The 21049-nt window shown below is 69.0% G+C and carries 23 protein-coding genes and 1 tRNA gene; 15 read left to right on the forward strand and 9 right to left on the reverse strand.

Translation table 11 applies throughout. From position 1 onward, the window contains the following. Window positions 1-2: 2 nt before the first annotated feature. Complete coding sequence (locus ACUYTF_RS12290) at window positions 3-848, reverse strand: LysR family transcriptional regulator (protein WP_434143573.1); 846 nt, start codon at window positions 846-848, stop codon at window positions 3-5. A 123-nt stretch (window positions 849-971) separates the two neighbouring features. On the opposite strand from ACUYTF_RS12290, the gene ACUYTF_RS12295 reads away from it, so the two are divergent. Both ACUYTF_RS12295 and ACUYTF_RS12300 read left to right on the forward strand, forming a co-directional pair. Beyond that, entirely contained in the window at window positions 972-1526 is a 555-nt protein-coding gene (locus ACUYTF_RS12295) for an amino acid synthesis family protein (RefSeq protein ID WP_434143574.1), read from the forward strand. Window positions 1527-1570: 44 nt separating this feature from the next. After that, entirely contained in the window at window positions 1571-1885 is a 315-nt protein-coding gene (locus ACUYTF_RS12300; protein WP_434143576.1) for an EthD family reductase, read from the forward strand. 11 nt (window positions 1886-1896) lie between these two features. Here the strand turns inward: ACUYTF_RS12300 and serB are convergent, their stop codons facing one another. Next, a complete protein-coding gene (gene serB, locus ACUYTF_RS12305) occupies window positions 1897-2541 on the reverse strand; it encodes a phosphoserine phosphatase SerB (protein ID WP_434143577.1) in 645 nt (214 codons plus the stop codon). A gap of 81 nt (window positions 2542-2622) precedes the next feature. Here serB and ACUYTF_RS12310 point away from each other — a divergent pair, with 81 nt between their 5' ends. Then, entirely contained in the window at window positions 2623-3414 is a 792-nt protein-coding gene (locus ACUYTF_RS12310) for an ABC transporter ATP-binding protein (protein ID WP_449279860.1), read from the forward strand. Between the two features lie 95 nt (window positions 3415-3509). Continuing rightward, complete coding sequence (locus tag ACUYTF_RS12315; protein WP_434143580.1) at window positions 3510-3758, forward strand: type B 50S ribosomal protein L31; 249 nt, start codon at window positions 3510-3512, stop codon at window positions 3756-3758. Between the two features lie 53 nt (window positions 3759-3811). On the opposite strand, the gene ACUYTF_RS12320 is transcribed toward ACUYTF_RS12315, so the two are convergent. After that, complete coding sequence (locus tag ACUYTF_RS12320) at window positions 3812-4513, reverse strand: exonuclease domain-containing protein (RefSeq protein WP_434143583.1); 702 nt, start codon at window positions 4511-4513, stop codon at window positions 3812-3814. Between the two features lie 123 nt (window positions 4514-4636). Between ACUYTF_RS12320 and ACUYTF_RS12325 the strand changes: the two genes are divergently transcribed. The 3 genes from ACUYTF_RS12325 to ACUYTF_RS12335 are packed head-to-tail and all read left to right on the forward strand — an operon-like array spanning window position 4637 to window position 7145. Next, on the forward strand, window positions 4637-5539 hold the full coding sequence (locus tag ACUYTF_RS12325; RefSeq protein WP_434143584.1) for an alpha/beta fold hydrolase: 903 nt from the start codon (window positions 4637-4639) through the stop codon (window positions 5537-5539). Beyond that, the gene (locus ACUYTF_RS12330; protein WP_434143586.1) at window positions 5536-6360 is read left to right on the forward strand and encodes a TrmH family RNA methyltransferase; all 825 of its coding nucleotides are present in this window, start codon (window positions 5536-5538) and stop codon (window positions 6358-6360) included. The genes ACUYTF_RS12325 and ACUYTF_RS12330 overlap by 4 nt, the downstream gene beginning before the upstream one ends. Then, window positions 6357-7145 (forward strand): phosphatase PAP2 family protein, encoded by a 789-nt coding sequence (locus tag ACUYTF_RS12335; protein ID WP_434143588.1) that lies wholly within the window; start codon window positions 6357-6359, stop codon window positions 7143-7145. The genes ACUYTF_RS12330 and ACUYTF_RS12335 overlap by 4 nt, the downstream gene beginning before the upstream one ends. Window positions 7146-7186: 41 nt before the next feature. Here the strand turns inward: ACUYTF_RS12335 and ACUYTF_RS12340 are convergent, their stop codons facing one another. Further along, the gene (locus ACUYTF_RS12340) at window positions 7187-7717 is read right to left on the reverse strand and encodes a helix-turn-helix domain-containing protein (RefSeq protein ID WP_434143590.1); all 531 of its coding nucleotides are present in this window, start codon (window positions 7715-7717) and stop codon (window positions 7187-7189) included. A 23-nt stretch (window positions 7718-7740) separates the two neighbouring features. On the opposite strand from ACUYTF_RS12340, the gene ACUYTF_RS12345 reads away from it, so the two are divergent. After that, window positions 7741-8964 carry a benzoate/H(+) symporter BenE family transporter gene (locus ACUYTF_RS12345; RefSeq protein ID WP_434143592.1) on the forward strand — a complete coding sequence of 408 codons (1224 nt, stop codon included), beginning with the start codon at window positions 7741-7743 and terminating at the stop codon, window positions 8962-8964. A gap of 275 nt (window positions 8965-9239) precedes the next feature. Here the strand turns inward: ACUYTF_RS12345 and ACUYTF_RS12350 are convergent. Further along, window positions 9240-9313: transfer RNA gene (locus ACUYTF_RS12350), tRNA-Val, on the reverse strand. 72 nt (window positions 9314-9385) lie between these two features. Further along, on the reverse strand, window positions 9386-9850 hold the full coding sequence (locus ACUYTF_RS12355; protein ID WP_434143593.1) for a redoxin domain-containing protein: 465 nt from the start codon (window positions 9848-9850) through the stop codon (window positions 9386-9388). Between the two features lie 386 nt (window positions 9851-10236). Here ACUYTF_RS12355 and aceE point away from each other — a divergent pair, with 386 nt between their 5' ends. The 6 genes from aceE to ACUYTF_RS12385 all read left to right on the forward strand — a co-directional run bounded on the left by aceE (window position 10237) and on the right by ACUYTF_RS12385 (window position 17943). After that, complete coding sequence (aceE, locus tag ACUYTF_RS12360) at window positions 10237-12963, forward strand: pyruvate dehydrogenase (acetyl-transferring), homodimeric type (RefSeq protein ID WP_434143595.1); 2727 nt, start codon at window positions 10237-10239, stop codon at window positions 12961-12963. Then, on the forward strand, window positions 12875-14176 hold the full coding sequence (locus ACUYTF_RS12365) for a helix-turn-helix domain-containing protein (RefSeq protein ID WP_434143597.1): 1302 nt from the start codon (window positions 12875-12877) through the stop codon (window positions 14174-14176). Before aceE ends, ACUYTF_RS12365 begins: the two co-directional genes overlap by 89 nt. Before the next feature lie 80 nt (window positions 14177-14256). Next, window positions 14257-15189 carry an acyltransferase domain-containing protein gene (locus ACUYTF_RS12370; RefSeq protein ID WP_434143599.1) on the forward strand — a complete coding sequence of 311 codons (933 nt, stop codon included), beginning with the start codon at window positions 14257-14259 and terminating at the stop codon, window positions 15187-15189. A gap of 19 nt (window positions 15190-15208) precedes the next feature. Beyond that, on the forward strand, window positions 15209-16213 hold the full coding sequence (locus ACUYTF_RS12375; protein WP_434143600.1) for a beta-ketoacyl-ACP synthase 3: 1005 nt from the start codon (window positions 15209-15211) through the stop codon (window positions 16211-16213). Window positions 16214-16308: 95 nt separating this feature from the next. Further along, window positions 16309-16557, forward strand: coding sequence for an acyl carrier protein (locus tag ACUYTF_RS12380; protein ID WP_434143601.1), 249 nt, complete (start codon window positions 16309-16311; stop codon window positions 16555-16557). 144 nt (window positions 16558-16701) lie between these two features. Beyond that, window positions 16702-17943, forward strand: coding sequence for a beta-ketoacyl-ACP synthase II (locus tag ACUYTF_RS12385; RefSeq protein ID WP_434143603.1), 1242 nt, complete (start codon window positions 16702-16704; stop codon window positions 17941-17943). A 67-nt stretch (window positions 17944-18010) separates the two neighbouring features. Here ACUYTF_RS12385 and ACUYTF_RS12390 read toward each other — a convergent pair whose 3' ends face one another. Then, window positions 18011-18466: a VOC family protein gene (locus tag ACUYTF_RS12390; protein ID WP_434143604.1), complete on the reverse strand. Its 456-nt coding sequence runs from the start codon at window positions 18464-18466 to the stop codon at window positions 18011-18013. Window positions 18467-18607: 141 nt separating this feature from the next. Here ACUYTF_RS12390 and ACUYTF_RS12395 point away from each other — a divergent pair, with 141 nt between their 5' ends. Then, window positions 18608-19402 carry a glutamine amidotransferase gene (locus tag ACUYTF_RS12395; protein ID WP_434143605.1) on the forward strand — a complete coding sequence of 265 codons (795 nt, stop codon included), beginning with the start codon at window positions 18608-18610 and terminating at the stop codon, window positions 19400-19402. A 49-nt stretch (window positions 19403-19451) separates the two neighbouring features. On the opposite strand, the gene ACUYTF_RS12400 is transcribed toward ACUYTF_RS12395, so the two are convergent. After that, window positions 19452-19940: a ferritin-like domain-containing protein gene (locus ACUYTF_RS12400; protein WP_434143606.1), complete on the reverse strand. Its 489-nt coding sequence runs from the start codon at window positions 19938-19940 to the stop codon at window positions 19452-19454. Between the two features lie 119 nt (window positions 19941-20059). Then, window positions 20060-20893: an aldo/keto reductase gene (locus ACUYTF_RS12405; RefSeq protein ID WP_434143608.1), complete on the reverse strand. Its 834-nt coding sequence runs from the start codon at window positions 20891-20893 to the stop codon at window positions 20060-20062. Between the last annotated feature and the right edge of the window lie 156 nt (window positions 20894-21049).

The raw sequence follows: 21049 nt of genomic DNA on the forward strand, positions 1-21049 counted from the left end.
GATCACCCGAGCCGTTCGCGCAGGCGGGCGACGAGCGCTGCGGTCAACGATCGCGGCGCCGTCGCCGACGCCGCGAGCACGATGTCGATGGGGCGCTGACGGGGGAGCCCGCTCCCGGCGCCCATGATCTCGGCTCCCTCGGGCATGCAGCTGCGCGCGATCGGCGCGATCGCGAGCCGGGCGCGGATCGCGGCCTGCACCGCCGACATGCTGCGGCTTTCGCAGACGATGTCGGTGGCGATGCCGAGCGTCGAGAGATCGGCGAGGGCCGCGGCCCGCACGATGCAGCCCGTGGGGAAGAGCGCCAGCGGGATCGCGCCATCGGCGAGCGCCGTCTCGTGCCGGGCCGATGCCCACACGACCTCCTCCCGGCGCAGCAGGACTCCCGCGCCGGAGCCGGCGGGCTCCGAGAGCACTGCGAGGTCGAGATCGGCATTCGCGATGAGCGGCCGGAGCTCGGCGCTCGGGGCGCACTGCACTTCGAGGCGCGCCTGAGGGGCGACCGCGCCGAGCGCGTCGAAGAGGGGCGACATGAGCGTCGGCACGTAGTCGTCGGGCAGACCGACCCGCAGCGTGCCGGCGAACGCCGAGGCGTCGAAGCGCGCGAGGAGCTCGTGCTCGAGGCCGACCATGCGTCGCGCGATCTTCACGACCTCCGCGCCGTCCGGCGTGAGTTCGAGACCCCGCCCCCGTCGCTGCAGCAGCGGTCGGCCGATCGAGGTCGAGAGCTTCGAGAGGTGGGTGCTCACTGCCGACGGCGTTCTGCGGACGACGCGGGCCGCGTTCTTCACGCTGCCGGTGTCGGCGAAGGCGAGCAGCGTGCGCAACTGGTCGAGGTCGAGACTCATGGCGATAGTTTCCAGAATACGAATCGTCAGGTCAAGTATTTCTGATTTTCTTCATCGTCTTATCGCCGTAGCCTGAGATCGGCAGCCGATGACGGCGCCGTACGAGGCACACAGGAGGCGAAGATGTCACTGCTCAAGCTGCGCAAGCTCGTGGTGCAGGTCGAAGAGACGCACTCGGAGATGGGACGCCCCGTCGACCCGCCGACGCGCAAGGCCATCGCCGCCGCCGTGGTCGACAACCCCTACGCCGGGCGGTACGTCGAAGACCTCTCGCCGCTCTACGATCTCGGCGCCGAGCTCGGGGGCCTCCTCGCCGGCCGCGCGGTCGAGGCACTCGGCGTCGAGCCCGGCGCCGTCGAGTCGTACGGCAAGGGCGCCATCATCGGGCTCGCGGGCGAGATCGAGCATGCCGCCGCCATTCTGCATCCCCGCTTCGGCGCACCGGTGCGCGCGGCGGTCGATCACGGCGACGACATCATCCCGGGCACGAAGAAGATGGGCGGCGCGGGAGCCGTCATCACGATGCCGCTGACGAACAAGAACAGCATCTGGGAGTTCGACGACATGGATGCCGCCGACATCGCGATCGGCGATGCGCCGCGCGATGACGAGATGCTCGTAGCGGTCGTGCTCGCGATCGGCGGGCGCCCGTTGCACCGCGTACCGAAGCCCGCATGAGCGGGAGAACCATCGGCTGGAGATAAGAGGAAGAGGCGATCGAGATGGCGTTCAAGGCGATCATCATGCTGACCCGGCGGGACGGGATGAGCCGCGACGAGTTCGCCGAGTGGTGGCTGCGGCGGCACGCCCCGCTCGCGCGGCAGCTCCCCGATGTCAGGGATGCGCGTTTCAACCTCGTGCTCGGGGATGAGACCGGGGGAGTGGACGGCATCTCGGAGCTCTGGTTCGACTCTCAGTCGGCGTTCGAGGCGGCCTACGCTTCCGAGCTCGGTCAGCGGGTCGCTGCCGACTCGCTCGCGAACGTCTCGGGTCGGCAGCGGCTGTTCGTCGAGGAGCATCGCATCCTCGAGGGATAGACGAATCGCTCTCAGGAAATAGGCAGGCGATCCAGCAGCGGGATCGCTCCCGCGAGGTCGTGCTCGAGCGAGACGTCGGCCCGTTCGACGACGATGGGCTTCGCGTTGAAGCCGACGCCGATCGCAGCGAGCTCCATCATCCGCAGGTCGTTCGCGCCGTCGCCGATCGCGATCGTCGCCGAGAGCGGTGTTCCGCTCGCCTCGGCCCACTCGCGCAGCGCGCTCGCCTTCGCCTCGGCGTCGATCACCGGGCCGACGGTGCGCCCCGAAAGAGCACCGTCGACGATCTCGAGCCGGTTGGCGCGCCAGAAGTCGAGACCGAGATCGGCCGCGATCAGGTCGAGCACCTCGTGAAAACCGCCCGAGATCACGCCGACCTTGCCGCCCCGTGCGTGCACGGCCGCGATGAGCTCGCGGATGCCGGGGGAGAGGCGCACCTTGCCGTACGCCTCCGCGAACACCGATTCGGGCGTGCCCCGCAGGGTCGCGACGCGTTCCGCGAGGCTTGCCGAGAAATCGAGATCGCCGCGCATCGCGCGCTCGGTCACCTCGGCGACGAGCTCCCGCGTGCCCGCGGCTTCGGCGAGCAGTTCGATCACCTCGTCCTGAATGGTGGTGGAATCGCAATCGAGCACGACGAGGGGTGAAACGGTCATACCCCCAGTCTAGGGAACTCGCGCGACCCGCTTCAGCGCGCCGTCGCCCCGTGCGGGCAGATCACTCGTAGCATGGTGGGCATGGTCAATGTTCTGCGCCTCACCGACGTCACCTACGCACGGAACGGCCGCGCGATCCTCGATCATCTCGATTGGAGCGTCGAGGATTCGGAGCGCTGGGTCGTGCTCGGGCCGAACGGGGCGGGCAAGACGACGCTCATGAAGCTCGCCACCGGCAACGACTATCCGTCGACGGGCACCGTCGACGTGCTCGAGAACCGTCTCGGCAAGATCGACATCTTCGAACTGCGCAGCCGCATCGGCCTCGTCTCCTCGGCGACGTCCCGCCGCATCCCCGCGAACGAGTCGGTGCGCAACCTCGTGCTGACGGCAGCGCACTCGGTCGAGGGCCGCTGGAACGAGCACTACGACGACATCGATGTGCGCCAGGCCGACCGCATCCTCGCCGAGTGGGATCTCACCGATCTCGCCGATCGCACCTTCGGCACGCTGAGCGACGGCGAGCGCAAGCGCGCGCTCATCGCCCGCGCGGTCATGACCGACCCCGAGATGCTGCTGCTCGACGAGCCGAGCGCGAGCCTCGATCTCGGCGCCCGCGAGCGCCTGCTGCAGATGCTCTCGGGCTTCGCGCAGTGGCCGTACTCCCCGGCGATGATCATGGTGACCCATCACGTGGAGGAGATTCCGCCCGGATTCACCCATGTGCTCCTCGTGCGCGACGGCCGAGTGCAGGCCGCCGGCCCGATCGCGCTCACGCTGACCGCTTCGAACCTCGAGGCGACATTCGGCATGCCGTTCGAGCTCACCGAAACGAACGGCCGCTACACCGCCGTCGCCCGGCCGAGCATCTGATAAGATAGAACCTTGTGCGGTTATCCGCGCACTCCCAAGACCTCGGGGCGTGCTGCTACACGCCCGTATCCAGGCACCAATCCGAAGGAACACTCATGAAGAACGAAATCCACCCCGAGTACAACGCCATCGTATTCCGCGACCTCGCGTCGGGCGAGACGTTCCTGACCCGTTCCACGCTCACGAGCGAGAAGACCATCGAGCTCGACGGCGCGACCTACCCCGTCATCGACGTCGAGATCTCGAGCGCATCGCACCCGTTCTACACGGGCAAGCAGCGCATCATGGACTCGGCCGGCCGCGTCGAGAAGTTCAACCAGCGCTTCAAGGGCTTCGGCGCCTAAGGCACGATCCCTGCAGAAGGACCTCCGGAGCTCGCGCCCCGGAGGTCCTTTTACTATGCCTTCTGCGGCCAGCGGCCATCGGCCACGAAGTTCGGGTCGCGCACCCGCCGCATGTATTCCTGGAAGTTCGCGGCCTGCGCGGCCGCCCAATCGATCTGGGCGCGGTGCAGGTCGTCGAGCTCCTGCGGCAGCACATCGGCGTACTTCAGTGCGAGGCGCTGGAGCACGCGCCCCGCGGCGATCGCATCGTCGCCGGCATCGTGCGCGTTGCCGAGCGCGACGCCGTGGTGGGCCGACACTGCGATGAGGGTGCGCTTGCCCTTGCGGTAGCGGTCGAATTGCTTGTCGATGATGAGCGGGTCGACGACGGGGGAGATGCTCGCGGGCCAGGCGATGCCGTGGCGCGCGGCCTCCGAGGCGAGCAGGCTGAGATCGTACGGCGCGTTGTATGCGACGATCGGGAAGCCGCGCTCGATCATCTCGAGCAGCTGCGCGACGATCTGCTGCACGCCGACGGCCGCGTTGATGCCGCTGGCCCGCGCGACCTCGGTCGTGATGCCGTGCACCTGAGCCGCTCCTGCCGGAATCTCGATGCCCGGGTCGAGCAGCCAGTCGTAGCGCTCGCGCACGGTGCCGTCGGCGCCGAGCAGCGCGATCGTCGCGCTCACGATGCGCGCATGGTCGGTATCGACCCCGGTCGTCTCGGTGTCGAACACGGCGATGTTCTCGGCCCAGAGCGGCATTCTGTTGGTCACGGGAGTCCTTTCGTCTCCCACGATGCTAGGGCATTCCCGAACCGCCGCCGCGGCCGGTGCACGCCCTGCGAAACTCCGCGGGGCGCCAAGGGGCTTTCCAGGGCGCGCCATTACACTCGATCCGTGACCATCGCGCCGAATCCAATTGCCGCCGCCACGCTCGGCATCCAGACCCGGGCCTGGGCCTACGGCGACCCCGCAGGTGCGACGCTGATCCTCGTGCACGGCTTCCGCGGCGACCACCACGGCCTCGAAGGGCTCGCACGGGCGCTGGTCGATTCGACCCCGGGTCTGCGCGCGATCGTGCCCGACCTGCCGGGTTTCGGCGAGACGCCCGCTGTTCCCGGCCGCGAGCACGACATCGCCCTCTACGGAGAATGGCTGCGGGAGTTCGCGGCCGCGGCGGCCCCCGAGAGCTTCGCGGTGCTCGGGCACTCGTTCGGGTCCCTAGTCGTGTCGGCGGCGATCGCCGGCGGGCTGGCACCCCGGCGACTGGTGCTCGTCAATCCGATCTCCGCGCCGGCGCTCGAGGGGCCGCAGGCCCTGCTCACCCAGCTCGCGATCGGCTACTATCGGGCCGCAGACCTGCTGCCCGGCGCCGCATCGCGTCAGCTGCTCGGCAACCCGCTCATCGTGCGCGGGATGAGCGAGGTGATGGCGAAGACCGGCGATGCAGAGCTGCGCTCATGGATCCACGGGCAGCACGCCGAGTACTTCAGCACGTTCTCCGACCCGAGGACGCTGCTGCAGGCGTTCCGCGCCTCGGTATCGCATACGGTCGCCGAGTTCGCGGATGCGATCGGCATGCCGACGCTGCTGATCGCGGGGGAGCGGGACGACATCACGCCGCTCGCGAAGCAGCTCGATCTCGCCCACCGCATCGCGGACGCGCGGCTGCGCATCGTCCCGGGCACGGGGCATCTGGTGCACTACGAGGCCGTCGGCGACGCCTGCGCGTTCGTGCGGGAGTTCCTCTCGGAGCCGACCCGGCTCGACGCTGCGGACGCGGTCGAGGCCGCCGCGTGAGGGTCATCCGCATCGACGACCTCACGATTCCCGAGCTCGCCGATTACACGCAGCTGACCGATGTCGCCCTGCGCCGCGTTCGCGAACCCGAAGAGGGCCTGTATCTCGCGGAGTCGCCGAAGGTGATCGAGCGCGCCCTGCAGGCAGGGCATCGCCCGCGCTCGGTGCTGCTGCTCGAGCAGTGGCTGCCGAAGGTGGAGCCGATGCTCGCGGCCTTCCCCGACGTACCCGTCTACGTGGGGGAGTCTGAGCAGCTGGAGGCCCTCACCGGGTTCCATATGCATCGCGGCGCGCTCGCGTCGATGCACCGGCCGGCGCTGCTCGACCCGGCGGAGCTGCTGCGCGCATCGCGCCGCGTGATCGTGCTCGACGACCTCGCCGATCACACGAACGTCGGGGCCATCTTCCGCTCCGTGGCCGCGCTCGGCGCCGATGCGGTGCTGCTCTCGCCGGCCTGCGCCGACCCGCTGTACCGGCGCGCCGTGCGCGTGAGCATGGGCGCCGTGCTGCAGGTGCCCTGGGCGCGTCTGCCCGATTGGCGGGTCGCCGGTCCCTTGATCCGCGACGCCGGCTTCGAACTCGCCGCGTTCGCGTTGAACGACGAGGCGGAGGACCTCGCTGATTTCATGCTCGACGTACCCGAGAGGCTCGCCCTGATGTTCGGTACCGAGGGCACCGGGCTGTCCCGGCGGGCCCTCGCCTCGGCGACGCGTTCCGTCGTGATCCCGATGGAGCACGAGGTCGACTCGCTCAACGTCGCGACCGCAGCGGCGCTCGCGCTGTTCGCCGTGCGCACCTCCGATCGGCGGGGCCGCCGGTGAGGCATGCGCTCGGCCGGCGCCGCAGCGCGATCTGGTCGGCCGTCTTCTGGGCGGTGCTCGGCGTCGGCTCGTTCGTGCTCGGCGTCGGCAGCTCGCTCGGGCAGCGCGCCGAGGAGAGCGTGCTCGCCGCCGCCCGATTCACGACCGATCCGCCGGCGCCGCTCGATCTCATGTCGGCGCCGACGCTGCTCATCGCGATGGCGGTCATCGGCGTCATCGCGCTCGCCACGTACGGCTGGAGGCGCGCCATCGGCGTCGTCGGAGCCTCGGCCGCGGCGATCATCGCGTCCCAGTTGCTCAAGTTGCGGGTGCTCGAGCGGCCGCAGCTGCTCGACTTCAACATCGACAACACCTTTCCGAGCGGTCACATGACGGCGTTCGTCGTCGTCGTCGCGGCCGCGGCATGGGCGGTGCCCGTGGCGTTGCGCTCGGCGACGGCCGTCGGGGGAGCCGTGCTGCTCTCGACCGTCGCCTGGCAGCTGCTGGCCTACGGGTGGCACCGGCCGAGCGATGTGCTCGGCGGCATTGCGCTCGGGGTGCTCACCTTCTCGTGCGCCGCCATCGTGAAGCCGCTCGACGCCGGTCGCCGCTCGCCGCTCGGCCGGCTGGTCGCCGCAGGCCTTTTGCTCGCCGCGCTGCTCGTCATCGTCGGGGCGCTCGTACTGCTCGCGGTCGCCGTCGCGAAGGATCAGATGGGCCTCATGCTCACGGCCGGCCAGTTCGGCTCGATCGGCGTGAGCGCCTTCGCCGCGCGCACGGTGCTCGCGCTCGCCGAGCCCCGTTGAGCGCTCGGCGGCATGCGGCGGGGAGGATCCCTGCGGCTGGGCTACGCCGGCCGCGAGCCCCTCGGGCTCCTGATCACGAGCACCGCCTCGCCCGGCCCGTCGACCGCCGTGTAGCGGTGCGGCCGGTCGCTCGCCCAGCTGGTGCTCTCGCCGGCGACGACGGTGCTGCCGGCGCCGTCGGGGCCGACCTCGAGGGCGCCGGCGACGACGGTGATGTGCTCGGTGACGCCGGGGCCGTGGGCGGGGGAGACGTGGTCGGCGCTCGCCGGGAACTCGAGGCGGAACACCTCGACGGTCGCATCCGAGAGCTCGCGCACCGAGATGAGGATCGTGCGCATGCCGCCCGGAGCGACGGATTCGGACCCGGCTGTGCCACCGAGCAGCGCGCTGAGCGGGATGCCGAGCGGCCGGCAGAGCGCGTAGAGCGTGTCGACGGTCGGGTTTCGCTTGCCCGTTTCGATCTCCGAGAGCGACCCCTTGCCGACGCCCGATCTGCGTGCGAGCTCGGAGAGGCTCAGCCCCTGCTCGGTGCGTGCGCGGCGCAGGCGCAGGCCGATCTCGAGTGTGCTCATGCTGAGGATGCTACAGTGAACCCGTGCATCGTTCCGTAAACAGAACAACTGGGCCAGGGATCGCCGAGCCGCTCACCGCAGGTATCGCCAGCGGGGTAGTGGGCTTCGCCTCGACGTTCGCCGTGGTGCTGGCGGGTCTCTCCGCCGTCGGCGCGAGCCCGGCCCAGGCCGCATCGGGCCTCGCCGCGGTGACAGTGCTGATGGGGCTTGCGACTGTGCTGCTCTCGTGGCGGTACCGTATGCCGATCACCGTCGTCTGGTCGACGCCCGGCGCGGCGCTGCTCATCAGCGTCGGCGCCGTCGCCGGGGGATGGCCTGCGGCGGTCGGAGCCTTCGCCGTCACCGGCGTACTGCTGGCACTGACCGGGCTGTGGCCGCAGCTCGCATCGCTCGTGCAGCGTATACCGGCGTCGCTCGCGCAGGCGATGCTCGCGGGCATTCTGCTGCCGCTGTGCCTGGCGCCGTTCCGTGCGCTCGTCGAGGAGCCGTGGCTGGTCGCGCCCGTGCTGATCGCCTGGCTCGTCACGATGCGACTGCGGGCGCGATGGGCCGTGCTCGCCGCGGTGGCCGCGGGGCTCATCGCCGTCGGTGCGCATCGCGCGCTCACCGGCGCGGCATTCGATGCGGCCGCCTTCGTGCCGCACTTCGAGTGGACGATGCCCGTCGTCGCATTGCAGGCGCTCACCGGCGTCGCGCTGCCGCTGTACATCGTCACGATGGCGTCGCAGAACATCCCGGGTGCGGCCGTGCTGCAGAGCTTCGGGTACACCGTGCCCTGGAAACCGGCGCTCGTCACGACCGGCTTCGGCACCGTCGTCGGTGCATTCTTCGGAGCGTTCGCACTCAATCTCGCGGCGATCACCGCGGCGCTGGCTGCGGGCGCGGATGCCGGCGCCGACAAGCAGAGACGCTGGATCGCGGGCTTCACCGCCGGCTGCCTGTACATCGTGCTCGGGCTCGCGAGCGCCGGACTCGTCGCGGTCACCGTCGCGGCGCCGCCGGAGATCATGCAGGCGGTCGCCGGCGTCGCGCTGTTCGGCGCACTGGCATCCGCGTGCGTCGAAGCGCTGAGCGACCCGCGCGGGCGCATCGCGGCGATCGTCACGATGCTCGTCGCCGCATCGGGCGTCGTCGTCGCCGGCCTCGGCGCCGCATTCTGGGCGCTCGCCATCGGCCTGATCACGTGGCTCGTCACCGCAGCGGGCAAGGCCAGTGCGACACGGTCCGTCTCAAAGGATTCGGCATGATGGTCGAGTGTCGATAATCTATATTATGTCAGTTTACACTTCGAGCAGGGACGCCACGACTCCCCGCACGGCCCGAACTGCGCTTCCCGCCGAGCGGCACCGAGGGAAGCTCCGAGCCGTTGCGATGCGACGAAGTCCGCCACGAGCTCGGTGCGTCGCGCCGCGCGAGTCGACGACTCCGGGCCTCGATGTTTCTACGGGCGAAGTGTCCGTTCGATCGGGCCGCGCCCGACGTCGACGGCGTACGGGCCGGACGACGTATGTGGAGGAAACGGTGCGCCCTGAGAGACTCGAACTCCCGACCCTCTCGGTGTAAACGAGATGCTCTAACCAACTGAGCTAAGGGCGCATTCGCGAAACGAACCTCACCAGCATAGGGTACGGGGTCGCATCACGACGAATCGCACTGCGGCGCTCCGGGCTACTCCCCGATCGCCGCGATCGCCTCGCGGTACGAGGCGAAGTCGCGGGCCTGCCCCGGTGCGGTCTCGAACGAGGCGAGCACGCGCCGATCCTCGCCGATGAGCAGCGTCGCCCGGGTCGCGATGCCCCGCTCCTCGATGAAGACGCCGTAGTCGCGCGCTACGGCACCGTGCGGCCAAAAGTCAGAGAGGATCGGGAATTCGTATCCCTCGCGCACCGAGAACTCGCGCAGCGTCGGCACTGTGTCGACCGAGATCGCGAAGAGCCGCACCTCGCCGTCGTCGAACACCGAGAGGTTGTCGCGCAGTTCGCACAGCTCCCCCGTGCAGATGCCGGTGAATGCGAGCGGGAAGAACACGAGCGCGATCGGGCCCGAGGCGACGAGCTCGGAGAGGGTGCGCTCCTCGCCGTGCTGATCGGAAAGGGTGAAGTCGGGCGCCTGTGCGCCGGGCTCGAGAACCATCGATACTCCTCAGTGAATGTGTGCGGACGCCGTGCGCACCGCAGTCGGCTACTCCCCCAGAGTATCCGAACGCATAAAGCGACGCTTCACCGAAGAATATCCGAAGCTTCTTCGCGTGCATTTGATATCACAAATGAAAAATGCACGAAATCAGTGCAATTTCGTATCCGTTGGTTCGTAATCGGTTGTTTTGCGGCTGATCCGCTGCGGGGTATGCGAATTTTGTGCAGCTGTGACACTTTCTACAAGCGTACTCCGTGTTTCGCAGTGGACTTTCGATAGTCTTGAGGGAAGACCGCGAATCACGCGGCCGACCCGCTGTGCCGCGTTCGTGCGTCTACCCGCGCCCCGCCAGGTACGCAAACATGGTGAATGGAGATTGAATCTTGGCTGTGAACACTCAGGATCCCTACGCCCCCGACCAGGACGATATCGATCCGCAGGAGACCGCGGAATGGCGGGAATCGCTCGACGCAGTCGTCGAGGAGCGCGGCGCAGGCCGGGGTCGCGAGGTCATGACGAGCCTGCTCGATCGCTCGCGCCAGCTGCACTTGAACGTGCCGATGGTGCCGACGACCGATTACGTCAACACCATCGCGAGCGATGACGAGCCCGACTTCCCGGGCGACGAGCCGCTCGAGCGCAAGTACCGTCACTGGATCCGCTGGAACGCCGCGATGACCGTGCACCGCGCGCAGCGCCCCGGCATCGGCGTCGGCGGCCACATCTCCACCTACGCGTCGGCGGCGTCGCTCTACGAGGTCGGCTTCAACCACTTCTTCCGCGGCCAGGATCACCCGAGCGGCGGCGACCAGATCTTCATCCAGGGCCACGCCTCCCCCGGCATCTACGCGCGCGCCTTCCTCGAAGGGCGCCTGAGCAACGATCAGCTGGACGGCTTCCGCCAGGAGAAGTCGCGTGCCGCGAACGGACTCCCCAGCTACCCGCACCCGCGTCTGCTGTCCGACTTCTGGCAGTTCCCGACGGTGTCGATGGGCCTCGGCCCCATCAACGCCATCTACCAGGCGCAGCTCAATAAGTACCTCACCAACCGCGGCATCAAGGATGCCTCGGATCAGCATGTCTGGGCCTTCCTCGGCGACGGCGAGATGGACGAGGTCGAGAGCCGCGGCCAGCTGCAGGTCGCCGCGAACGAGGGCCTCGACAACCTGACCTTCGTCATCAACTGCAACCTGCAGCGCCTCGACGGCCCGGTGCGCGGCAACGGCAAGATCATCCAGGAGCTCGAGAGCTACTTCCGCGGTGCCGGATGGAACGTCATCAAGGTCATCTGGGGTCGCGAATGGGACGAGCTGCTCGCCCGCGACACCGACGGCGCGCTGCTCAACGTCATGAACACGACGCCCGACGGCGACTACCAGACCTACAAGGCCGAGAACGGCGCCTACGTGCGCAACCACTTCTTCGGCAAGGACGAGCGCGCTCTGCGTCTCGTCGAGAACTACACCGATGACGAGGTCTGGGGTCTGCGCCGCGGCGGCCACGACTACCGCAAGGTGTACGCCGCCTTCAAGGCCGCGACGGAGCACAAGGGCCGCCCGACCGTCATCCTCGCGAAGACGATCAAGGGCTACGGTCTCGGCCCGCACTTCGCCGGGCGCAATGCGACGCACCAGATGAAGAAGATGACGCTGGACGATCTGAAGATGTTCCGCGACACCATGCAGGTGCCGATCACTGATGCGCAGCTCGAGGAGAACCCGTACCTGCCCCCGTACTACCACCCGGGCGAGAACGATCCGACGATCCAGTACATGCACGAACGCCGTCGCGAACTCGGCGGCTTTCTGCCCTCGCGACGCTCGTCGCATGCGCCGCTCGCGCTCCCGGAGCAGAAGACCTACGCGATCGCGGCGAAGGGCACCGGCCACCAGGAGGCCGCGACCACCATGGTGTTCGTGCGCCTGCTGAAGGATCTCATGCGCGACAAGGGCATGGGCGAGCGCTTCGTGCCGATCATTCCCGACGAGGCCCGCACCTTCGGCATGGACGCCTACTTCCCGACATCGAAGATCTACAACCCGCACGGCCAGAACTACACTTCGGTCGACCGCGAGCTGCTGCTCGCGTACAAGGAGAGCGCGCAGGGCGTGCTGCTCCACGTCGGCATCAACGAGGCCGGTGCCGCCGCCGCGTTCACGAACGTCGGCACCTCGTACTCGACGCAGGGCGAGCCGCTGATCCCGATCTACATCTTCTACTCGATGTTCGGCTTCCAGCGCACCGGCGACGCGTTCTGGGCCGCCGGCGACCAGATGGCGCGCGGCTTCATCATCGGAGCCACCGCCGGCCGCACCACGCTCACGGGCGAAGGCCTGCAGCACGCCGACGGCCACTCGATGGCGCTGGCGTCGACCAACCCCGCGGTCGTCTCGTACGACCCGGCGTACGGTTACGAGATCGGGCACATCGTGCGCTCGGGGCTCGAGCGCATGTACGGCGGCACCCACCCCGACCCGAACGTCATGTACTACATGTCGGTCTACAACGAGCCGATCATCCACCCGGCCGAGCCCGAGGACGTGGATGCCGAAGGCATCGTCAAGGGCATCCATCGCGTGAGCGAAGCCGCAGGGGACGGCGTCCGCGCGCAGATCCTCGCCTCGGGCGTCGCCGTGCCGTGGTCGATCGAGGCGCAGCAGCTGCTCGCCGACGACTGGGGCGTGGCGGCGGACGTGTGGAGCGTCACGAGCTGGAACGAGCTGCAGCGCGACGGCCTCGCCGCAGAGCAGCACAACTTCCATCACTTCGGCGACGACCCCCGGGTGCCCTACCTCACGCAGAAGCTGCAGAGCGCCGAGGGCCCCTTCGTGGCGGTCAGCGACTGGGAGACCCTCGTCCCCGAGCAGATCCGCCCGTACGTGCCCGGCGACTACTCGGTGCTCGGCGCCGACGGCTTCGGCTTCTCGGACACCCGTGCTGCGGCGCGCCGCTACTTCGGGATCGACCGCGAGTCCGTCGTCGTGAAGGTGCTGCAGCGCCTCGCCCTGCAGGGCAAGATCGATGCCGACGTGCCGCGCCGCGCGGCCGAGAAGTACCGCCTCGACGACGTCAACGCCGGTTCGACGGGCGGAGCGGGCGGCGAGGCCTGACCCGGTGACCGGACACGGAGCGGTGAAGGATAAGGAGCTGGCGTGGCTCCGCTCGATCACGGGCGAGCTCTCCACCCGCACCATCACACGACTCGATGACACGCTGCCCTGGTACGGCGATATGCCGCCGTCCAGGCGCAGCGCCGTCGGCCTCGTCGCGCAGACGGGCATCACATCGTTCATCCAGTGGTACGAGGACCCGACATCGACTCCGTGGATCGCCTCGGATGTCTTCGGGGCCGCACCGCGCGAGCTGCTGCGCTCGATCAGCCTGCAGGAGACCCTGCAGTTGATCCGCGTCGTCGTCTCGGTCGTCGAGGAGCGCGTCGCACCCCGCAGCGCGGCCCTCCGGGATGCTGTGCTGCACTATTCGCGCGATGTCGCCTTCGCGGCGGCGGACGTGTACGCCCGCGCCGCCGAGGCGCGCGGGCTCTGGGACGCCCGGCTCGAGGCCCTCGTCGTCGACTCGATCCTCACGGGCGAGAGCGATGACGAGCTGCCGAGCCGCATCGCGGCCCTCGGCTGGCACGGCGACGGAGAATCGGCGGTGCTCGTGGGCACCGCCGAACGGGTCGTCGATGTCGACCAGCTGCGGCGCAGCGCGCGCCACGCGGGCGCCGACCTGCTCGTCGGCCTTCAGGGCAGCCGCCTCGTGCTGGTGCTCGGGCGCATCGAGCCGAAGCAGCGCGACGCGTCGGGCCAGCCGGCGGAGGCGCTCAGCTTCCTCGAGATCGCCGGGCGCCTGGCCGACGGCTTCTCGGACGGCCCGCTCGTGCTCGGGCCTACCGTCGACAACCTGATCGAGGCATCGCGCAGCGCGCGCGCCGCTCTCGCAGGCGTCGCGGTGGCGCGTTCGTGGCGCAATTCGCCGCGCCCGGTCGCGGCCGACGATCTGCTGCCCGAGCGCGCGCTCGTGGGCGACGGACTCGCCCGGCGCACGCTCATCGAGCAGATCTACGAACCGCTGCGCGCGCAGTCCCCCGAACTGCTCGAGACCCTCTGGTGCTACCTCGACAACGGCCGTTCGCTGGAGGCGACGGCCCGCGAGCTCTTCGTGCACCCGAACACGGTGCGCTACCGGCTCAAGAAGGTGTCCGAGCTCATCGGGTGGAACGCGACGGGTGCGCGCGAAGCGCTCATCCTGCAGTCGGCGCTCATCGCCGGTTCGATCGCCCACCAGGCCCGCCGAGGGCCGACATCCGGTCGGAATTAGGCGCTTTCCGACAGCACTCCGGCAGATTTGTGGTGGAATATATGCAGAATCGTGCCGTTTGATCTGAGAGACTGAAACACGTGATCGTTATCGCATGCCCTGGACAGGGCTCACAGACCCCCGGCTTCCTGAACGAGTGGCTCGAACTTCCGGGCGCGCGCGAGCGCCTCGGCGCCGCCTCAGAGAGCGCCGGCACCGACCTCATCGCCCATGGCACCGTCAGCGACGCCGATACGATCCGCGACACCTCGATCGCGCAGCCGCTCATCGTCGCAGCGAGCCTGCTCGCCTTCGAGGCGCTCTCGCAGCGCGCCGACACGTCGGCCGCCGGCGTGGCCGGCCATTCGGTCGGAGAATTCGCCGCCGCCGCGGTCGCCGGCGTGCTCGACGCGAGCGACGCGCTCCGCCTCGTGGGCATCCGCGGCCGCGCGATGGCGGAGGCCGCGGCCCGCGCCGAGACCGGCATGTCCGCGGTCGTCGGCGGCGTCGAAGCCGATGTGATCGCCGCGATCGAGGCCCAGGGCCTCACCCCGGCGAACCGCAACGGCGGCGGCCAGATCGTCGCGGCCGGTGCGAAGGATGCGCTCGCCGCGCTGTCGGAGAACGCACCGCGCGCCGCACGCGTCATCCCGCTGCAGGTCGCGGGCGCCTTCCACACCGACTACATGGCTTCGGCGATCCCTGTACTGCGCGAAGCCGCAGACGGCGTCGCGGCCGGCGAGCACGGAGTGCACGACCCCCAGCGCGCCCTGTGGACGAACGCCGACGGATCGCTCGTGAGGAGCGGCACGGCCTTCCTCGACTCGCTGGTCACGCAGATCGCGAACCCGGTGCGCTGGGATGCCTGTATGACCGGTTTCCAGGATGCGGGCATCACCGGCATCATCGAGCTCTCCCCCGCCGGCGCCCTCGTCGGCATCGCGAAGCGCGCGCTGAAGGGCGTGCCCTCGGTCGCGATCAAGTCGCCCGACGACCTCGAAGCCGCGGTCGCGATGATCGCCGACGCAGCCTGACCGGAAGGACTCCCGAACCATGGCATCCCTGCTCCAGCAGACCGGCCCTGCCCACACGCGCATCCTCTCGGTCGGCGCCGCGCGCGGCGACCTCGACGTGCCGAATGACGACCTCGTCGGGCCGATCGACTCCTCCGACGAGTGGATCCGCCAGCGCACCGGCATCGTCCAGCGCCGCCGCGCCAGCGCATCGGTGCAGGCCGTCGACCTCGCCGTAGAAGCCGGCGAAGAGGCCATTGCTCGCTCGGGCCTCGACCGCGCCGCCATCGACGGCGTGATCATCTCGACGATCTCGAACGTCGCGGTGACGCCCTCGATGGCTTCGCTCGCCGCGCACCGGCTCGGGCTCACCCCCGCGGCCGCATTCGACATCTCGGCCGCCTGCGCCGGCTACGTATACGGCGTCGCGCAGGCCGACGCGCTCGTGCGCTCGGGTCAGTGCAAGAACGTGCTCGTCATCGGCGCCGAGAAGCTCTCTGACATCGTCGACCCGACCGACCGCAGCATCTCGTTCCTGCTCGCCGACGGTGCCGGCGCCGTGATCGTCGGCGCGAGCGACCACATCGGCATCGGCCCGACCGAGTGGGGCTCCGACGGCGAGAAGTGGGACACCATCCGTGTCACCTCCACGTTCGAGGAGTACCGCAGCAACCCCGGCGAGGTGGCCTGGCCGACGCTCCGCCAGGACGGCCAGACCGTGTTCCGCTGGGCCGTATGGGAGATGGCCAAGGTCGCCCGCCGCACCCTCGAGGTCTCCGGCGTCGAACCCGGCGAGCTCGCCGCCTTCATCCCGCACCAGGCCAACATGCGCATCATCGACGAGTTCGCGAAGCAGTTGAAGCTCCCCGACACCGTCGCGATCGCGCGCGACATCGAGATGCAGGGCAATACCTCCGCGGCCTCGATCCCTCTCGCGATGCACACGCTGCTCGAAGCTCAGCCCGAGCTCTCGGGCGGCCTCGCGCTCACCATCGGCTTCGGAGCCGGACTCGTCTACGCCGCGCAGGTCGTCGAGCTGCCCTGATTTCCGCGAGTCGCGCATTGCGACCCGCGGTTCCGGGCCAGACTAGTACGGCCCTACAATCCACTCAATCCCCCATCAATACAAGGAGAAACCCCATGGCATTCAGCAACGAAGAGGTCCTCGCAGGTCTTGCAGAGCTCATCAACGACGAGACCGGCATCGCCGCTGACGTCGTTGCGCTCGACAAGTCGTTCACCGACGACCTCGACATCGACTCGATCTCGATGATGACCATCGTCGTCAACGCCGAAGAGAAGTTCGACGTCAAGATCCCCGACGAAGAGGTCAAGAACCTCAAGACCGTCGGCGACGCCGTCGACTTCATCGCCCAGGCCCAGGCCTAAGCTGCTGCGAGGCGGGTGGCCGTCGCCCCTGGCACGAGCCACCCGCCAGCACTCGGCGGCAGCAGCGCGCGCCCTGCGCCGCACACACAGACTTCTCGGGACACCCGAATACACACCATTCCTCAGATCAGCGGAGCACGCATCATGACGAAGAAGATTGTCGTTACCGGAATCGGTGCCTCTACCCCGATCGGCGGCACCGCCCCCGAGAGCTGGGAGGCGCTCCTCGCCGGTGAGACCGGCATCCATACCCTCGACAACGACTGGGCCGAGAAGTACGGACTGGCCGTCGACTTCGCCGGCAAGGCGAAGGTGCGCCCCGATGAGGTGCTCGAGCGCCCGGTCGCGAAGCGCCTCGACCCGTCGAGCCAGTTCGCGCTCGTCGCGGCCTTCGAAGCCTTCGCCGACGCGGGCAGCCCCGAGATTCCGGCCGAGCGTCTCGGCGTCGACTGGGCCACCGGCATCGGCGGCCTGTGGTCGCTGCTCGATGCATGGGACACCCTGCGCGAGAAGGGTCCGCGCCGCGTCATGCCTCTGACGGTGCCGATGCTCATGCCGAACGCGCCCTCGGCCGCGATCTCGATGCACCTCGAGGGCCGCGCCTTTGCGCGCACCGTCGCATCGGCGTGCGCCTCGAGCACCGAGGCCATCGTCAACGCGTACGAGCACCTGCAGGCGGGGCTCGCCGACGTCGTCATCGCCGGCGGCTCGGAGGCCGCGATCCACCCGATCACCCTCGCCGCGTTCAATTCGGCGCAGGCGCTCTCGAAGCGCACCGACTCCCCCGAGTCGGCCTCGCGCCCCTACAGCACCGACCGCGACGGCTTCGTCATGGGCGAGGGCGCGGCCGCGCTCGTGCTCGAGACCGAGGAGCACGCGCTCGCCCGCGGGGCGAAGATCTACGCCGAGATCGCAGGCGGCGGCGTGACCGCCGATGCGTACCACATCACGGCCAACGACCCCGAGGGCCGCGGTGCGATCCGTGCGGTCGAGCTCGCGCTCGGCGTCGCCGGCGCCGAGGTCGATGAGGTCACGCACATCAATGCGCACGCGACGTCGACCCCTGTCGGCGACATCAACGAATTCGTGGCGCTGCAGAAGGTGTTCGGCGAGCGCGTGAACGAGATCCCTGTTTCGGCGACGAAGGCCGCGACCGGTCACCTGCTCGGCGGTACCGGCGCGCTCGAGGCGCTCTTCACGGTGCTCGCCGTGCAGAACCGGGTCGCTCCCCCGACGGCGAATCTGGTCGATCAGGATCCGGAGATTCCGTTCCGCGCCTCGCGCGAGCCGCAGCCCCTCGGCGACGGCCCGCAGCTGGCGATCTCGAACTCCTTCGGGTTCGGCGGGCACAACGCCGTCGTCGCCATCCGCAGCTACGACGCGTGACCTCCACGGTCGGGGCCCGGGACGCGCGATGCGTCGTCCCGGGCCCCGACCGTCTGCACGGCCTCGGCTACCCCGCGGCGCAGAACTCGTTGCCCTCGGGATCCTGCATGACCCACCAGTGGCCGGCGGGGCCCTGATCGACCTCGTGCACCCTCGTCGCGCCGATCGCCTCGAGGCGCACGACGAGCCGATCGAGCGTCTCGTCTCCGGCGTGAACATCGATGTGGAGCCGGTTCTTCGCCGCCTTGTGCTCCGGCACCTCCTGGAAGAGCAATCGGCGCCCGTGCCCGGCACCGCTGGCGGCATCGAACGGGTCATCGGGGTGCCGGATGCCGGCGAGGCCGCGGAAGAGTCGGCGCCCATCGCGATCCACGACCGCGGATTCATCGAGACGCCCGGCTGCGAGCAGCGCGGCGATCAGCGGCGACGAGTCCTCCAGCGTATAGTCGAGCGCTGCAGCCCAGAACTCCGACAGTGCGGGCGCATCGGCGCAATCGATCACGAGTTTCCAATGCAGTGCCATGACTCCAGTTCTATCCCCGGTCGTGGCCCGTACGCAAGGCACGGGCCTGTTGAACAGGTCGTCTCCTCCGGCTCTCGACCGCGCATGTCGCCGGGTGACGGCTCGGCCTCGGTGCGCTCCGAATCGCGATACGGTAGAGGGATGAAGCCGTTCCTGCTGATCTCGACCCGTGGTGAAGACCTCGAGGCCGCAGACGAGCATGCCGCGTACTGCCGGCTGACGGGCCTGCTGCCCGAAGACCTCGAGTGGCGGCGCCTCGACCGCGCACCGCTCGGCCCGGTCGATTTCGACCGGTACTCGGGCATCATCCTCGCCGGCAGCCCGTTCACCGTGAGCGAGCCCGTCGAGAAGAAGACCGAGACCGAACTGCGGGTCGAGCGCGAGCTTTCGTCCCTGCTCGACGAGGTCGTCCGTCTCGACGTGCCGTTCCTCGGCGTCTGCTACGGCATCGGCACCATCGGTGCGCACCAGGGTGCACGGGTCGATCGCACCTACGGTGAATCCTCGCAGGCGGTGCGCATCTCGCTGACCGATGAGGGCGCCAGGGATCGGCTCTTCCACCAGCTCCCCGCTCGCTTCGACGCGTTCGTCGGGCACAAGGAGGCGATCAGCGAGGTGCCCGAGAGCATCGTCGTGCTCGCCGGTTCGCCGACCTGCCCGGTGCAGGCTTTCCGCGTGGGCCGCAACGTGTACGCGACCCAGTTCCATCCCGAGCTCGACCCCGATTCGTTCGCCTCGCGCGTACGCGCCTATGCCGATCACGGGTATTTCCATCCCGGCGAGGTCGATGCGATCATCGAGCAGGTCGCTCGAGCCGACGTTCGCGCGTCGCACATGGTGCTCGGCCGTTTCGTCGAGGAGTACCTGTCGTCTTCCCCGGCCCCTGCGCCGATTCCCGGCCCGGGAACGGAACCGGCCTCGCCGGTCGCCGCATAGGGCGTACCGACGAGGCCGGGCCGGGCGGAGCCGCGCTCCCCCGCATCGATTATTCGGCGTAGTGCGAGAACAGGAACCAGCGATCCTTATCGAGCTGCTGCGCGATGCCGATCACGATGTCCTGGCTCACGAGATCGATCTCGTCGAGGCCCTTGACCGCTGCGTAGAGCGTGACGAGCGCAGCATCGAGTTGGGCGACGATCTCGCGCACGGTGACGTTCGACTGCTGGAAGCCGGAGCTCAGCTCGGGCGTCGTCGTGCGCGCCGCGACGGTACCGATACGGCCGTCGATCGGCAGGCCCAGTGCGACGACGCGCTCGGCGACCTCGTCGGCCGCGTCCTGCGCGTGCAGCACGACCTGGTCGAGGAACTCGTGCACGCCCATGAAGTTCTCGCCGCGCACGTGCCAGTGCGCCTGCTTGCCGTTGACCGCGAGTGCGACGAGGTCGTGCAGCACCGGGCTCAGGTACTGGGCCACGCCGGTCGGGCGCTGGAGGTCGCCCTGCGCTGCGGGAATGTTGATCTGCTTGGTTGCCATCTGGATGATCCCCTATTCGTTCGGTCGGTTCTGTCTACTGCTCACGGTACGCGTCGCGTCTGTGATGCCGCAAGCAAGGTTAGGCTGCGCTCAACTCGCGCACGGCTCGTGCGGCCTGCTCAGCCGTTGAAGCTGGCGGGGTGCGGGCCGGTGCGCCCGTCGCGCTCGAGACCGTCGATCGCAGCGAGTTCGTCGGAGTCGAGCACGAAGCCGAACACGTCGAGGTTCGAGGCGATGCGCGACGGGGTGACCGACTTCGGAATCACGATGCGCCCCTGCTGCAGGTGCCAGCGCAGCACGACCTGGGCCGGCGAGACGCCGTGGCGTTCTGCGGCGGCGACGACCGGTGCGTCTCCGAGCACCGCACCTTGAGCGAGCGGGCTCCACGCCTCGGTCGCGATGCCGCGCTCGGTGTTCGCGGCGACGGTCTCACGGTTCTGCATGGCCGGGTGCAGCTCGATCTGGTTCACGGCGGGCACGAGGTCGCTGACCTCCGCGAGGCGCGCCAGGTGCTCGGGCAGGAAGTTCGAAACGCCGACGGCGCCCACGCGTCCATCCGCGTGCAGCTGGGCCAGGGCGCGCCAGGCCTCGGTGTACGCGTCGCTCGCGGGCGCGGGCCAGTGGATGAGGAAGAGGTCGAGCCTGTCGAGGCCGAGTCGTTCGAGCGATGCCTCGTAGCCGCGCATCGCCTCGTCGTAGCCGAGCGCATCGATCCAGAGCTTCGAGGTGATGAACAGCTCGTCGCGTGCGACGCCCGACTCGGCGATCGCGCGCCCGACTCCCGCCTCGTTGCCGTAGATGGCTGCGGTGTCGATGCTGCGGTAGCCGGTCTCGATCGCCGTGGCGACGGCCGCCGTGGTCTCCGCGTCGGGCACCTGGAAGACGCCGAAGCCGAGCTGCGGCATCTGCAGGCCGTTGTTGAGGGTGATGGTCGGAACGTTCGCCGCGGTCATGATGTCTCCTTGCTGATGGGAATGTTCGTGGTGGATGTACTGAGACGCTTCTATGATTGTCAAGTCGTAGAACCGGCAGAATGTAGGGCATTGAGCGTCCGGTAGAAGTGCCTACCGAGGTAGCGTTTGAGACAGCGCCGGATCTCGCGCTTGCTA

This window comes from Leucobacter sp. GX0328 (genome assembly GCF_053567315.1).